Source organism: Sanguibacter sp. HDW7 (assembly GCF_011300875.1).
Classification (GTDB): domain Bacteria; phylum Actinomycetota; class Actinomycetes; order Actinomycetales; family Cellulomonadaceae; genus Flavimobilis.
The window spans coordinates 171,015-185,541 of the sequence record NZ_CP049862.1 but is presented as its reverse complement, the minus strand read 5'-3'; the positions used below and the strand labels follow the sequence as shown (position 1 = coordinate 185,541).

The following is a 14,527-nucleotide window of genomic DNA, read 5'->3' as shown; positions in this document are numbered from 1 at the left end:
GACGGTAGGTTCAAGAGGTTGCCACTCCGCCCGCCCGACCTGCCGACAAGCCCGGAGCCATGAACCTCACCCCCATCGTCCAGCTCGCGTCCGACGTCGACCCTTCAGCCGGCTACGACGGCTTCATCGGATGGGTGCTCGGCCTCATGGAGAGCATCGGCGAGGTCGGCGTCGGCATCGCCGTGCTCGTCGAGACGTTCGTGCCCCCGATCCCGTCCGAGGCAGTCCTGCCCGGCGCCGGCTTCCTCGCGTACGAGGGCCGCATGAACGTCTGGCTCGCCTGGACGCTCGCGACGCTCGCTGCCGTCATCGGCGCGTGGGCCTGGTACGGCATCGGCTATGCGTTCGGCCGCAACCGGACCCGCGCGATCGTCGGCAAGGTCCCGCTCATGGAGTACGAGGACTTCGACCGCGCCGAGGCCTTCTTCTCGCGCTGGGGCGGCACCGCGGTGTTCGTCGGCCGCTGCGTGCCGCTCGTGCGCTCGTTCATCTCGATCCCCGCGGGCATCGAGCGCATGCCGCTCGGCAAGTTCACCTGGTACACGTTCGCCGGGTCGGGCCTGTGGAACGCCATCTGGATCGGCGCGGGCTACGTCGCAGGTCCCGCGATCAAGCCCGTGCTCGAGCGGTGGAGCGGCGTCCTGTCGAACCTCGTGCTCGTCGTCATCGCTGCGCTCGTCCTGTGGTTCGTCGCCGCGCGACTCCTGCGCCTGCAGCGCGTCCGCGCCGCGAACCGCGCCGCGCAGGACGCTGTCGAGGACGTCGTCGAGACCGTCGTCGAGGCCGTCACCGACCGCGACCTCGCCCGCGACCCCGAGGCTCCCGCGCAGACCGCGGGCCCCGACAGCTCGCGCGACCCCCAGGCCGAACCCCACGCCTGACCCCGGGGAAGCAGAGAACCCCGCCCCCCGTGAGGGGAGCGGGGCTCTCAGAGACCTTCGCGCTGTGCGAGATCAGATGGGGCGGATGTTCTCCGCCTGCGGGCCCTTCGGGCCCTGCGTGACGTCGAACTCGACGCGCTGGTTCTCCTCGAGCGAGCGGTAGCCGCTCGACTGGATGGCCGAGTAGTGCGCGAACACGTCGGCGCTACCGTCCTCGGGGGCGATGAAGCCGTAGCCCTTCTCCGAGTTGAACCACTTCACGGTTCCAACAGACATTCCGTACTCCTTCAGAGTGCTCGGACGACCCCCGTCCTTCGAGGGCCGCTCCGTCGCGGTGTTCTTCGTCCACTCCTGAAGCCGGAACGCGATGATTCCATCGCAGCGAGACGAGCAAAGCACAGCAACTACCCACTGATCATAGGGGTGCTAGGCGTCAGGACGCGACTCGGTACCAGAACCTCTTCATAACGATGCGGAAACGACACGCATCCCACGCAGCGTCAGACTACGGCGAATCAGACCTTCGCACCGGGACCTTCGGCCACGATGCGGTGCCGACCCGACCCGTAGACGAGCCGCCACGCGCGCACCGCGTACGTCGTCGCAGCGATCGCATGACCGAGGCACCCGGCCACGGTCAGGCCGAACGCGACGTGCCACAGCACCCCGTCCGTCCCCGACGCGAGCAGCAGCAACGGCAGCCCCGTCATGAGCGCGGCGGTCCGCGCCTTGCCCAGCAGCGAGACCTCGAGGTCCGGCAGCGGCCAGCGCTTCGTCGCCATGAGGAACAGGGCTCCGCAGATGAGCACGGCATCCGGCACGACGACGAGCCCGAGCATCCACAGGCGCAGCTCGCCGAGCAGAGTGAGCGTGATGACGACCGCGAGCATCCCGAGCCTGTCGGCCAGGGGGTCGAGGGTCTTGCCGAGCTCGCTCGTCATGTCGAAGCGACGCGCGATGAAGCCGTCGGCCCAGTCCGTCACGCCGAGGATCATGAGCGTCACGACCGCCGCACCCGTCTGGCCCGTCGCCGCGAGCACGACGAACAGCGGCGTCAGGACGACAAGACGCACGAGAGTGATGATGTTGGGGATCGTCACCGGCGTTCCATCCTGTTGTGCGTCGTGGTCGTCCGCGCAAGCCTATCCGCCCGCGCGGTCGCGGCCGGTGGCCGTCCCACGGCCGGGCTGGGCGGGGCCGTCAGGCTCCGCCTTCGTGGTGGCGGTGGGCACCGGTGCCGCAGAGGCGTCGTCGGCAGCGTCGTCGTCCGCCGCACCCCCCGCCCTGAGCGCGAGCGCCACCCTACGCACCTCCTCGTCCCGCTCAGCCCACTCCACACGACGGACCGAGTCCTTCTCGAGGCGCTGCGTCGAGCGCAACGGCAGCAGCGCGCCGTCGATCGCGGGCAGGCCAGCGCGCAGCTGCCGGCCGCGAAGCAGCTCGTGGTCGAGCTCCGCCCCCAGGACGAGGATCACCGAGCAGATCCACAGCCAGACGAGCGCGACGACGACCCCCGCGAGCGTGCCGTACGTGCGGTCGTACGACGCGAAGTTCGCGACGTAAAAGCTGAAGCCCCAGCTCGCGACGAGGATGACGCCGATCGCGACCGCTGCCCCCGGCGACAGCACGCGGTAGCGGCCGGGCCGGACGTTCGGCGTCCAGTGGTAGAGCAGCGACACGAGCAGCACGAGTGCGAGCAACAGCACCGGCCAGCGCCCCCACGTGAAGACGGTGACGAACGTGTCGCTCAGCCCGATCGGCCCGCCGAGCGCCCGCGCGAGGTCTGCCGAGACGACCTGCAGCACGAGGCCGACCGCCGCGACCGCCACGAGCACGACCGTGAGCACCGCCATGAGCGGGCGCAGCACCCAGAACGGCCGCCCCTCCTCGACGCCGTGCACGGTGTTCATCGCGCGCGAGAACGCCGTGACGAACGCTGACGCCGACCACAGCGCGAGGAGGAGGCTGATGACGAACGCGACGCTCGCCGCCTCGGTCGTCGCGATGTCCCCGAGGATCCCCGCCACGACGTCGACCACGTCCTCCGACGCGACCTCGCGCAGCACCGCGAGGATCTCGTCGACGACCGTCTGGGGACTCTCGAACAGCCCGACGACCGACAGCAGCGCGGCCGCCGCCGGCGCGATCGCAAGGACCGCGTAGAAGGTGAGGGCCGCGGCGACGTCCGTCCCGCGGTCGTCGAGGAAAGCGTGCACGACAGTGCGTCCCACCACGAGGGGGGAGCGGCGCGGGGCGAGTTGCTGGGCGTCTGGCATAGGTCGATCGTCCCGCGTGCGGCGCGGGAGTGCCATCGGGTAGCCCCGACCGGTCATCTCCTGCTCGGGCTCTGTGCTGCGAGGGAAGAGCTCGGGGACGACCGCGTCCGCTTCGTCGCTAGACTCGTCGGTCGAACGCGCTCAGCGCGCGAAGAGCTCGACGAAGCGTCGCAGGATGCGCAGCGGCACGGGGGCGTCGCTCGCGCGCGCCCTCGCGAGGACCTGCTCTGCCTGCTCGGGCGGGTAGTAGCCGTAGCCGGCGTAGGCCTCGAGGCGCTGCACGTAGGCGTCGCGCGTGAGCTCGGGGTGGAACTGCGTCGCGTACGCGCTCGTGCCGACGCGGAACATCTGCACGGGGCACGCGGCGCCGGTCGCGAGGACGACGGCCCCCGACGGGAGCGTCGTGATGGCCTCCTTGTGCCCGACGTACGCCGCGAAGACGTCGGGCAGGCCTGCGAGCAGCGGGTCCGCGCGACCCGCGTCGGTGAGCGTCACGTCGATCGCGGCCGCCTCCTCGCCGAACTCGGTGCCGACCACAGCCCCGATCTTCGTGCCGAGCGTCCCCACCCCGTAGCACGCACCGAGGTACGGGACGCCGCGCGCGAGGACGTCGTCGAGCAGCGTCGAGATCTCGGCCTCGACGCGCAGCTGGGTCGCGCTCTTGGACGCGACAGGGTCCGACGACGTGAAGGGGCTGCCGGCGACGATGATGCCCGAGACCTCGTCGAGGTCCAACGCGGGCATGGGCCCCTGCTCGAGGCGAACGCGCACGAGCTCGTGGGGCGCGAGACCGCCGAGCTCGAGGTAGGCGGCGTGCTCGACGTCGGCGATGTCGTCCTCGCCCCGCGTCGCGAGCAGCACGAACGGCTTCATGGCGGACCTCCTCGCGTCGTCGCGGCCGGGGCGGCCGTCGTCCCATCCTGCCGGACGCACGCCGCCGACGGCGAAGCTGCCCACCTGCGCAACCCCCGACGCCCCACCACCCGACACCCTCACCACCTCCCCTTTGGCTCGATAGCCGATCCGTGCACGTCATGTGCACGGATCGGCTATCGAGCAACCTGCCCTGCCGCTCGATAGCGGATCCGGACGTCACACGCGGTCGGATCGGCTATCGAGCCACTACAGCGCTGGGTCAGTGACAGGGGCGGGGCAGCGACAGGGGTGGGGCAGAGCGGGTCAGTCCTCCAGGACTCGGGTCGCCCCGCGCTTCCCGATGCTCTCCACCAGGTGGTACAGCACCGGAAGCACGATGAGCGTCATGAGCGTCGACGAGAACAGACCACCGATGACGACGATCGCGAGCGGCTGCGAGATGAACCCGCCGTGCCCCGTCACACCGATCGCCATGGGCGCGAGCGCGAGGATCGTCGCCGCCGCCGTCATGAGGATCGGCCGCACACGGTGCACCGCACCGCGCCGCAGCGCGTCGGCCATCGGCACCCCGCGGTCGCGGTACTGCTTGACGAGGTCGACGAGCACGATCGCGTTCGTCACGACGATGCCGATGAGCATGAGCACACCGATGAGCGACGGCACGCCGAGCGCGACACCCGTCGCGACCTGCAGGAGGATCGCGCCGGTCGCCGCGAACGGGATCGACACGAGCAGCAGCAGCGGGTGCAGCAGCGAGCGGAACGTCGCGACCATGACGACGTAGACGATGAGGATCGCCACGAGCATCGCGAGGCCCAGCTGGCTGAACGCCTCGTCCTGCTCGGCCGTCACGCCGCCGATCTCGGCGGTGACACCGTCGGGCAGGTCCACGCCCTCGAGCGCGGTCGTGACGACGGACGACGTCTGCCCGAGGTCGTCGGACTCCGGCGTGACGTCGACGACCTGGTTGCGCACGCCGTTCTGCGTCGTGATCGAGACCGGACCGTCGACGACCTTGACCTCCGCGACGTCACCGACGGTCGCACCGCCCGGGCCGAGCGGCAGCTCGCGGATGCCCGACACCGAGCGCGCCGGGTCCTCGGGCGTGAGGAACACGCTGACGGACGAACCGCCGATCGTCACAGCACCGATCTGCTGCGGCGTGATCATGCCGGCGACAGCCTGCGAGAGCTGCGTCTCCGTGAGGCCCGCGGCCGCAGCCTTCGCGCGGTCGATGACGACCGACACCGTCGGGCGCGCGTCCGTGAGCGTCGTCGACACCTGACGGACACCGTCGAGCGGACGCATCGCCTCGGCGATCGCCTCCGTGCCGCTGGCGACGGCCTTGGCGTCCGAGCCCGTCACGCTGATCTGCACGTCGTTCGACATGCCCATGCCTGCGAACGGCGAGATCGTCACGTCGTCCGCGTCGACGACCGCCGTGACGGCCTTGCGGACGGCCTCCTGGATCTTCGCCTGGTCGCCGTTCTCGTCGGTCGTGATCGAGTACGAGATCGTGTCGGCGCCGCCAAGCATGAGGGACTGGTCGGTCTGGCCGATCGTTGCGGCGACGAGCTCGACGCCGTCGACCTGGCGCAGCGCCTCGTCGACCGTGCTGGCCGTCGCGAGCTGCTTCTCGAGGCTCGTCCCCGGCTTCACCTGCTGCGTGATGCCGAGCGAGTTCTGCGCCATGTCGCCGAGGAAGCTCGTCTTCATGAGCGGCACGAGCGCGAGCGTCCCGACGAGCACCGCGACCGCGATGCCGACGGTCGTCCAGCGGTGGCCGAGCGCCCAGTCGAGCGTCCGGGCGTAGGAGCGCTGGATCCCGCCCTGCGCCTCCTCGGTGAGCTCGTCGTCGGCCTGCTCGGCGTCCGCCGCCACGAGGGCGGGGACGTCGGCGGGGGCGTCGGCGGACGCGTCGTCCGCCGCGTCAACGGCCGCAGCCGCGGCCGCGTGTCCCTTCCAGCTGAGGAACCAGAACGCGAGCACCGGCACGATCGTCAGCGAGACGAGCAGCGACGCACCCATCGCGATCGCGACCGTGAACGCGAACGGACGGAACAGCACGCCCGACATGCCGCCGACGAGTGCGATCGGCACGAACACCGCGACGGTCGTCACGGTCGACGCCGTGATCGCGCCGCCGACCTCGCGGACGGCGTCGACGATCGTGCGCCGTCGCGACTTCCCGTACCTCATATGACGTTCGACGTTCTCGATGACGACGATCGAGTCGTCGACGATGCGCCCGATCGCGATCGTCAGACCACCGAGCGACAGGATGTTGAGCGTGTAGCCCGCGGCCTGCATGCCGACGAACGCGATGAGCAGCGACACCGGGATCGACACCGCGGTGACGAGCGTCGCGCGCCCCGAGCGCAGGAACGCGAGGATGACGATGATCGCCATGACGAGGCCGAGCAGACCTTCGGTCGCAAGGCCCGAGATCGAGTCCTCGATGAACGGCGCCTGGTCGACGAGCACGTCGAAGCTCGAACCCGCGACGCTCGCCTCGAGCTCCGGCAGGGCGTCCTGCACCGCGTGGGAGACGTCGACCGTGTTGGCGTCGGGCAGCTTCGTGATCGAGAGGGTGAGCGCCTTGCGGCCGTCGACGAGCGAGTACGACGTCGTCGGGTCCGTCGTCAGCTCGACGTCGGCGACGTCACCGAGCGTCACGGGCGGGAGGCCCTGGAGCGCGTCGTCGTCCATGCCCGGGACCTGCGAACGCACGAGCGGAAGGTCCTCGATCTGGTCGACCGACGTGAGGCGCGTGCCGACCTGCACGGCCATCTCGCTGCCCGCGTCGACGATCGTGCCGGCCGGGACCATGACGCCGTTCTGCATGAGGAGCGTCGCGATCGACTGCGACGTCACACCGTTGAGCGCCATGTCCTCCGCGCGCGGCGTGATCGACACGCGCGGGCCGGGGGCACCGATGATCGACGCCGACGCGACGCCGTCGAGGCGCTCGAGCGCCGGCACGACCGACTCGGCGAGCGTTCCCGCGAGCTTCTCCGGGTTGTCCGACGACACCGCGACCTGGATGACGGGGAAGTCGTCGAGGCTGATCGCCATGACCGACGGGTCCGTGCCCTCGGGCAGGTACGAGCGGATGCGGCTGATGGACTGCGCCATCTTCTGCTCGACCTTCGCCGTGTCCGTCCCGAACTCGAACTCCGCCATGACGACGGACACGCCCGTCGACGAGGTCGTCGTCGTGCCGAGCAGGCCCGGGACCGTCTGCAGCGCCTTCTCGACGGGCGCCGTGACGTCGCTCGCGACGACCTCGGCCGACGCGCCCGGGTGGACCGTGAGCACCGCGAGCTGCGGCACCTCGATCGACGGGATGAGCTCCTGCTTGAGGTTCGTGAAGGCGAGGGCGCCGAAGGTCGCGACCACCACCGTGACGAGCGCGATGAGCGCCCGGTTCTTGAGGGAGAAGGCAGAGAGCTTGTGCACGGGAGTCCTGTCGGTGTGGGTGTGGCGTGCGGAAGGTATCTGTGGTCAGGGTGCGCCGGGCGCGACCCTGCGACGTCAGGGGGCGGGCGACGCGTCCTCGCGTGCACCGGCCAGGAAGCCGTGACGCAGGATGTCGAAGGCCTCGGTGACGAGCGCTCGCAGGCGGTCGCGGAGCTCGGGGGTGAGGTCCGGGATCTCGGGCATCTGGGGGCGGCCGTGGGCAGCGGGGGCAGCGTCGGCGCACGTCGCGCCGAGCTCGTCGAGGACGACGTGGAGGCTGCCGGCGAGCAGTCCGACGAGCGCCGAGAGGTAGAGCATCGTGCGGGTCTCGCCGAAGCGCTCCACGAGGAGCGCGATGTTGGCCGAGCCGCGGAACGCCTGGAGTCGCGAGTGCGCCATCGACTCGACGACGGGGTGCTCGCGCGCGATCGCGGCGAAGGCGCGCACGTCGTCGAGGGCGGGACCCTCGAGAAGTGAGGCGATGAAGGCCTCGCTCGCGTCGAGGAGGTCGGACATGGTGCGCGGCGCGGTCCTGCTGTCGAGCACCTGGGGGCCGAAGCGCTGGAGGAAGCCGTCGACGACCGCCTCGGCCTTGCCGCCGAAGTGGTTGGCGAACGTGCGGCGGGAGTAGCCGGCGTGCTCGGCGATCTGGTCGATCGTCACGTCGTCGTACCCGCGCTCCTGCACGAGGACGAACGCGGTCGCGGCGAGCTCGCGGGCGGTCGCGGCCTTCTTGAGGTCCCGCAGCGAGGTGGTCACCCGACGACACTAGACCCGTCGTTTCCCAAAGTGCAACGTTGCCCAGTGTGCAACAACCCACACCTGCCCTGACGACTCGTAGGCCTCCAGCACCATTCGATGGTGCTCCGGACCTACGAGTCGCTCCAGCGGTTCGACTCGTAGCGCCCCCGCACACTGCCAGAGCGTGCAGAACGGCTACGAGTCGTGGGTGGGGCTAGAGCGAGCCGAGGATGCCGCCCGCCACGATCTTCACGATCATCGCGGCGGGATACACGAGCGCATACCCGAGCGCGACCCGCGGGTCGAAGCCCGTCCGCACGTTCGCAAAAGCGAGCACCGCGGGCTGCGTCTGCGTGCCGGCGATCATGCCCGACGCCGTCGTCGCACCCACGTGGCACAGCCTCCGCAGCACGCACCACAGCCCGACCGCGACAGTCGTCGTCACCGCGGCGCCCAGCGCGAGGATCCGCAGCCACTCGCCCGACGCGAACGCAGGCGCGACCTGACCGCCCGCGACGAGCCCCGCCTGCGCGAGGAAGATGAGCAGACCGAGCTCGCTGAGCGCCTGCGCGGCGGTGAACGACATCGACGTCGAGAACGGCCCGACGCGCCCGAGCCGGCCCAGGACGAGCCCCATGACGAGGGTGCCCGCAGCCGCGCCGATCGTCACGTGCACCCCGGGGATGGGAAGCACGACAAGACCGAGCAGCACGCCGAGCGCCATGCCGAGGCCGAGGACGGCCGGGTTGATGTCGGAGAACCCGCGGGTCGAGTCGCCCAGCAGCGTCGTGATCGCGCCCATGTGGCCGCGCGGCGCGACGATCCGCACGCGGTCGCCGAGGCGCAGGACGGTGCGCGAGTTCGCGACCTCGTCGACGTCGCCGCGACGCAGGCGCGTGACGACGGCCCCGTAGCGCGAGTGCAGCTCGAGCTCCTCGAGGGTGCGGCCCGCGACCTTCGTGCTCGAGACGGTGATGCGACGCATCGCGACGACGCGCCCGTCCTGCCGCAGCTGGTGCGAGGACACGTGTCCGAGCGCCGCGACGATCTCCTCGACGAGCCGCTCCGGCCCGACGACGGTGACGACGTCGCCGACGACGAGCACGTCGTCGTCGAGCGCGGTGCGCGGCGCGGCGTCCTCGGAGCCGGAGCGCAGGCGGGAGAACGCGATGCGCTCGCCGTAGAGCTCCGTGAGCTCGCGCACGGACTGGCCGCTCGCGAACTCGACGCGGACGGCGCGCTCGACGAGCTCGGGCGGCGCGTCGGTGTCGTTGCCGCGGCTCCGCAGGGTGAGGTGCGCGACGATGAGCACGCCGACGACGCCGAAGACGTAGGCGACGGCGTAGCCGACGGTCGGGGCCGCGTCGTCCCCTGCGGCGTCGCGTGCAGCGGCGAGCGCGGGCGTGTTGGTGAGGGCCCCGGCGAAGGTGCCGGCGATCGTCGCGGTCGAGAGGTCGAGCAGGCGCCCGAGGCCGACGGCGACGCCGGCCCCTGCGGCGACGACGACGATCATCCAGCCGATGACCTTGAGGCTGCGGCGCAGGGACGCGAAGAACTCGGCGCCCGAGACGATGCCGACGGTGAACGTGAAGAGCGTGAGGCCGAGCGTGCCGAACGCGTGCGGGACCTCGAGATCGATCTCGCGCGAGGCGCCGAGAGCTCCGAGGAGCAGCGCGCAGAAGAGGACGGCCGCGGCGCCGAGGCCGACACCCCGGACCCTGATGTGGCCGATGGCCGCACCGATGCCGACGAGCAGGACGAGCAGCAGCACAGGCTGCTCGACGAGGAGCGAGAGGACAGCGTCCATGACGACCTTTCGGCAGGGGTGGGCCGGCGGGTCGTCCTCGTCCCAGCCGTACCACCACCTCATCACTCTGTGACGCACATCTCGTGGGACTAGTGGCCCGACCGCAGCCCGGGTGACCTCCGCCACGGGTTCTGCTCACTTCCGGACCGAGTGAGCCGATGGGAGGGCCACAGGGGGTGGCCCGAGCCGCGGACACCCACGGTCCAGATCAAGGACAGACCGATGACGCTCACCATGACGGCGAAGTACCCGGCGCCTTCACCCAGCAACTCTGCCCTGTCATCCACGTCGGGCAGCGACCCCCATGATCTCCCTGCGGGCGAGGCCCGCCCGGACGCCGCGCCACCCGCCCGACGACGGACATCGGTCCGCCGTCGGCTCGCGCTCCTTGCGGGGTTCGGCATGGGCGGCGTCGCGCTCATCGGCGCGCTCTCGATCTTCCTGCTCAACACCCTGGCCGCGTCGTCCGACGAGATCGCGAACGTCAACGCGACGCTCGGCCGCCAGCTCAACCTTGTCCACCAGGACCAGCTCAAGGGGCGCATGATCATCGCCCAGATGGCAGCCGCGGCCGACACCGCGACCGTCGACGAGTGGGCGGCGAAGCTCGAGGAGAACGATGCGACGCTCGAGACGAACATCGCGGCGCTCAGCGCCACTCTCGGCGACGTATCGACGAGCTGGACGCGCTTCCTCGAGGCGTACGACGGCTTCCTCGCCGTGCGCGAGACCCGGCTGGTGCCGGTCTTCGAGGTCCCCGACCATGCCCAGACGTTTGCGCGTGTCCAGCAGATGTACGTGCAACCCGCGATCGACGAGTACGTGGCGGCGCTCGACGACGCGGCCGCCGAGATCCAGGCGTACATGGACGGCATCGCCGAACGCTCGCGGGCGAGCGCTCAGACGTCGACAGTGGTCGTGGTCGGCGTCATCCTCGCCGTGGGGGCCGCGCTCCTCGTCCTTGCGCGCGGCGTCGTACGCTCCGTGGGCAGCTCGGTGACGAGCCTCGAGACGTCGATCGAGGCGATGGCGCGCGGAGACCTCACGGTGGACGCACCGATCGTCACCCGGGACGAGCTCGGCCTCACCTCCGAACGCCTCAACTCTGCCCGCGGGAAGCTTGCCGGGACGTTGTCCCAGGTTGGTGAGACATCGGCGACGGTCGCTGCCGCGGCGGAGGAGCTGGGCGCGGCCGCGGGCGAGGTGACGCGGGGCACGGAGGACACGTCGGCGCAGGCGGGCATCGTCGCGGCGGCGGCGGAGCAGGTCTCCCGCAACGTCCAGACGGTTGCCGCGGGCGCCGAGCAGATGGGCGCCTCTATCCGTGAGATCGCCCAGAACGCGGCGCGCGCGGCTGAGATCGCGGCCCGGGCGACGGACGTCGCGGGGACGACGAGCGTGACGGTCGCACGTCTGGGCGCGTCCTCGCAGGAGATCGGCGCGGTCGTCCGCGCTATCACCTCGATCGCCGAGCAGACCAACCTCCTCGCGCTTAACGCAACCATCGAGGCCGCCCGCGCCGGCGAAGCAGGCAAGGGCTTCGCCGTCGTCGCCGGCGAGGTCAAGGAGCTCGCCCAGGAGACGGCGCGCGCCACCGAGGACATCGCTCGTCGGGTCGAGGCCATCCAGGCCGACACCGACGGCGCCGTCACCGCGATCGGCGAGATCACGCACATCGTCGGGCAGATCAACGACTACCAGATGACGATCGCCTCGGCGGTCGAGGAGCAGACGGCGACGACGACGGAGATGTCGCGATCGGTGGCCGAGGCCGCGACCGGCTCGACGCAGATCGCGCACAACATCACGGGCGTCGCGGAGTCCGCGGCGCAGTCGTCGCGGACCGTCGAGCAGATGGGCGAGGCGGTCGCCGAGCTCGCACGCATGGCCGCCGAGCTCGACGGCCGCGTCGCGACCTTCAACTACTGAGCGTGCGGGGACGGCGGTCGCAGCCCCCGCACGCGCGTGTCCCGCCGGCTCCGGCGGGACACGTGCCGTCAGCGCACGCGGAGCACGAGCTCCGTCATGTCGACGAGGTCGGCGTAGCCCGCTGACTCTCCGCCCGAGGAGGTGAGGCCAGCCTGTGCTTGCTGGAAACGATTCTCGATACGGCGTAGGACTGGAGGCATGGAACGTCTCCGTGCCTATCCCTGGGTCGTCGCCACGCTCGTCGTCGGCGCCGTCGGCCTCGGGCTGCTCGCAGCCGGTGACGACGACGCCTCCCGCTGGGTCGTCGTCGCCTGGGTCGTCCTCGTCGCCGCCACCCAGGCCTGGGGCATGGTCCGCTCGCTGCGCGCCGGTGACGTCGGCCTCGACATCCTCGCCGTCCTCGCGATCTCCGCCGCCGTCGCTGTCGGCGAGCACTGGGCCGCCCTCGTCGTCGTCGTCATGCTCACCGGGGGCGAGGCCCTCGAGGACTACGCCGAGCGTCGCGCCCAGCGCGAGCTCACCGCCCTCCTCGACCGCGCACCCCGCGTCGCCCACCTCGTCGACGCCACCGGCACGGTCGCCGACGTGCCCGTCGAGGACGTCGCCGTCGGCGACACCCTCCTCCTCAAGCCCGCAGAGGTCGTCCCCGTCGACGGCGAGCTCGCGTCCGACGCCGCCGTCCTCGACGAGTCCTCCGTCACCGGCGAGTCCCTGCCCGTCGAGCACGTCCGCGGCGACCGCATCGTCTCCGGCGCCCTCAACGGCGACCGCGCCGTCCACGTCCGCGCGACCGCCCGCGCCGCCGACTCCCAGTACCAGCAGATCGTCGCGCTCGTCGCCGAGGCCCAGAGCTCCCGCGCCCCCATGGTGCGCCTCGCCGACCGCTACGCCGTGCCGTTCACGATCGTCGCCGTCGCCATCGCGCTCCTCGCCTGGTGGGTGAGCGGCGACCCGCGGCGCCTCGCCGAGGTCCTCGTCGTCGCCACCCCCTGCCCCCTGCTCATCGCCGCACCCGTCGCGTTCGTCGCCGGCATGTCGCGCTCCGCCCGCGCCGGCGTCGTCGTCAAGGGCGGCGGCGTCCTCGAACAGCTCTCCCGCGTGCGAACCGTCGCGCTCGACAAGACCGGCACGCTCACGCACGGCCGCCCCCACATTTCCCGCGTCGTGGCGACCGACGGGATCAGCGAGGACGACGTCCTCGCGCTCGCCGCAGCCACCGAGCAGTACTCCGCCCACCCCCTCGCAACCGCCCTGGTCGCGGGCGCTCGCGCACGCGGCATGGCGCCCGGGCCCGCCGCCGACGTCGTCGAGGAGACCGCGCACGGGGTCGCCGCGACCATCTCCGGGCGGCGCGTGGCCGTCGGCAGGTGGACGTGGGTCCTGGGGGCGTCGGCCCTCTCCTTCGGCACGGGCGCTCCCCCGGCTGCGGGCACGGCGTCGGCCGGCGCCGACGCGCCCGCGTCGGGCGCCGCGGAGCCCGACGACGCATGCACGCCCTCGCCGGGTGCTGTGTGGCCCGACGGCGCACGCACAGCTTCGCTGTCCGGGTCGGGCGCTGCGGCGACCGCCGACGTACGCACGCCTGTGCCGTCCGGGCCGCGTGCCGCGGAGCCCGACGACGTCCCGCCCGGGACCGTCGTCGTCCACGTCGCCATCGACGGGCGGCGCGTCGGACGCGTCGAGCTCAAGGACACCGTCCGCGACGAGTCGGCAGCCGTCCTCGCGGCGCTGCGCGGCGTCGGGGTCGAGCACGTCGTCATGCTCACGGGCGACCGGGAGGCGACCGCCCTGCACGTCGCGGCCGAGGTCGGCGTCGACGAGGTCCGCGCCGCGCTCCTCCCCCAGGAGAAGGTCGCCGCCGTCGCGGCACTCCCCGACCGGCCCGTGCTCATGGTCGGCGACGGCGTCAACGACGCGCCCGTCCTCGCGGTCGCCGACGTCGGCGTCGCGATGGGCGCGACCGGCGCGACCGCCGCGAGCGAGTCGGCCGACGCCGTCCTGCTCGTCGACAATCTCGGCGCGCTCGTACGCCTCATCGGCATCTCGCGCCGCACGGTGCGGGTCGCCCTCGAGAGCATCTGGGCGGGCATCGGACTGTCCGTCGTCCTCATGCTCGTCGCCGCGTTCGGGCTGCTGCCCGCCCTCGCAGGTGCCGCGATGCAGGAGGTCGTCGACCTCGTCGCGATCCTCGGCGCCCTGCGGGCCCTGACGCCCGGCCGGGGCGAACCGCGGTTCCCGCCCCGCCCGCGGGTGCCGTCCCCGTCGGCCAAGACCCCGGTCCCGGTCTGACCGAGCCGAGCCGCCGCACACGCGTCCGCGTGACCGGCTACCCGCAAGTTTGTGCGCTACCCGCAAGTCTGAACTTGCGGGTAGCGCACAAACTTGCGGGCAGGCCGAGATCAGGCGGCCATCAGCGACGGTTCCGGGGAGCGCCTTGCGGCCTACACGCGGTTATCAGTCGAGCACGCGGGTTTGAACCCGCGTGCTCGACTGAAAACCGCGTGCGGGCGGACCCGGCCGCGACGGACGGGCGGGGCTGACGCCGCGGGCCGGCGGGC

At 71.7% G+C, this 14,527-nt stretch carries 10 protein-coding genes; 3 read left to right on the top strand and 7 right to left on the bottom strand.

Annotated elements, in window-relative coordinates; translation table 11 throughout:
* Nucleotides 1-59: 59 nt before the first annotated feature.
* Nucleotides 60-881, top strand: coding sequence for a DedA family protein (locus G7063_RS00835; protein WP_166412648.1), 822 nt, complete (start codon nucleotides 60-62; stop codon nucleotides 879-881).
* 72 nt (nucleotides 882-953) lie between these two features.
* On the opposite strand, the gene G7063_RS00830 is transcribed toward G7063_RS00835, so the two are convergent.
* The 7 genes from G7063_RS00830 to G7063_RS00800 form a co-directional block, all read right to left on the bottom strand.
* Nucleotides 954-1,157 carry a cold-shock protein gene (locus G7063_RS00830; RefSeq protein ID WP_166412647.1) on the bottom strand — a complete coding sequence of 68 codons (204 nt, stop codon included), beginning with the start codon at nucleotides 1,155-1,157 and terminating at the stop codon, nucleotides 954-956.
* Nucleotides 1,158-1,396: 239 nt separating this feature from the next.
* Nucleotides 1,397-1,981: a CDP-alcohol phosphatidyltransferase family protein gene (locus G7063_RS00825; protein WP_166412646.1), complete on the bottom strand. Its 585-nt coding sequence runs from the start codon at nucleotides 1,979-1,981 to the stop codon at nucleotides 1,397-1,399.
* 42 nt (nucleotides 1,982-2,023) lie between these two features.
* The gene (locus G7063_RS00820; RefSeq protein WP_166412645.1) at nucleotides 2,024-3,097 is read right to left on the bottom strand and encodes a YihY/virulence factor BrkB family protein; all 1,074 of its coding nucleotides are present in this window, start codon (nucleotides 3,095-3,097) and stop codon (nucleotides 2,024-2,026) included.
* 201 nt (nucleotides 3,098-3,298) lie between these two features.
* Nucleotides 3,299-4,030 carry a glutamine amidotransferase gene (locus G7063_RS00815; RefSeq protein WP_166412644.1) on the bottom strand — a complete coding sequence of 244 codons (732 nt, stop codon included), beginning with the start codon at nucleotides 4,028-4,030 and terminating at the stop codon, nucleotides 3,299-3,301.
* A 306-nt stretch (nucleotides 4,031-4,336) separates the two neighbouring features.
* The gene (locus G7063_RS00810; RefSeq protein WP_166412643.1) at nucleotides 4,337-7,492 is read right to left on the bottom strand and encodes an efflux RND transporter permease subunit; all 3,156 of its coding nucleotides are present in this window, start codon (nucleotides 7,490-7,492) and stop codon (nucleotides 4,337-4,339) included.
* A 75-nt stretch (nucleotides 7,493-7,567) separates the two neighbouring features.
* Nucleotides 7,568-8,251 carry a TetR/AcrR family transcriptional regulator gene (locus G7063_RS00805; RefSeq protein ID WP_166412642.1) on the bottom strand — a complete coding sequence of 228 codons (684 nt, stop codon included), beginning with the start codon at nucleotides 8,249-8,251 and terminating at the stop codon, nucleotides 7,568-7,570.
* Nucleotides 8,252-8,447: 196 nt separating this feature from the next.
* Nucleotides 8,448-10,040: an aspartate:alanine exchanger family transporter gene (locus G7063_RS00800; RefSeq protein WP_166412641.1), complete on the bottom strand. Its 1,593-nt coding sequence runs from the start codon at nucleotides 10,038-10,040 to the stop codon at nucleotides 8,448-8,450.
* A gap of 222 nt (nucleotides 10,041-10,262) precedes the next feature.
* On the opposite strand from G7063_RS00800, the gene G7063_RS00795 reads away from it, so the two are divergent.
* Both G7063_RS00795 and G7063_RS00790 read left to right on the top strand, forming a co-directional pair.
* A complete protein-coding gene (locus G7063_RS00795) occupies nucleotides 10,263-11,969 on the top strand; it encodes a methyl-accepting chemotaxis protein (RefSeq protein WP_240916145.1) in 1,707 nt (568 codons plus the stop codon).
* Nucleotides 11,970-12,167: 198 nt separating this feature from the next.
* On the top strand, nucleotides 12,168-14,258 hold the full coding sequence (locus G7063_RS00790) for an HAD-IC family P-type ATPase (RefSeq protein ID WP_166412640.1): 2,091 nt from the start codon (nucleotides 12,168-12,170) through the stop codon (nucleotides 14,256-14,258).
* The last annotated feature ends 269 nt before the right edge of the window (nucleotides 14,259-14,527 follow it).

Excerpts from the sequence above, each read along its gene's own strand:
- G7063_RS00835 (WP_166412648.1), top strand. The coding sequence starts at position 60 with ATGAACCTCACCCCCATCGTCCAGCTCGCGTCCGACGTCGACCCTTCA.
- G7063_RS00830 (WP_166412647.1), bottom strand. The coding sequence starts at position 1,157 with ATGTCTGTTGGAACCGTGAAGTGGTTCAACTCGGAGAAGGGCTACGGC.
- G7063_RS00815 (WP_166412644.1), bottom strand. The coding sequence starts at position 4,030 with ATGAAGCCGTTCGTGCTGCTCGCGACGCGGGGCGAGGACGACATCGCC.
- G7063_RS00800 (WP_166412641.1), bottom strand. The coding sequence starts at position 10,040 with ATGGACGCTGTCCTCTCGCTCCTCGTCGAGCAGCCTGTGCTGCTGCTC.
- G7063_RS00795 (WP_240916145.1), top strand. The coding sequence starts at position 10,263 with ATGACGCTCACCATGACGGCGAAGTACCCGGCGCCTTCACCCAGCAAC.
- G7063_RS00790 (WP_166412640.1), top strand. The coding sequence starts at position 12,168 with ATGGAACGTCTCCGTGCCTATCCCTGGGTCGTCGCCACGCTCGTCGTC.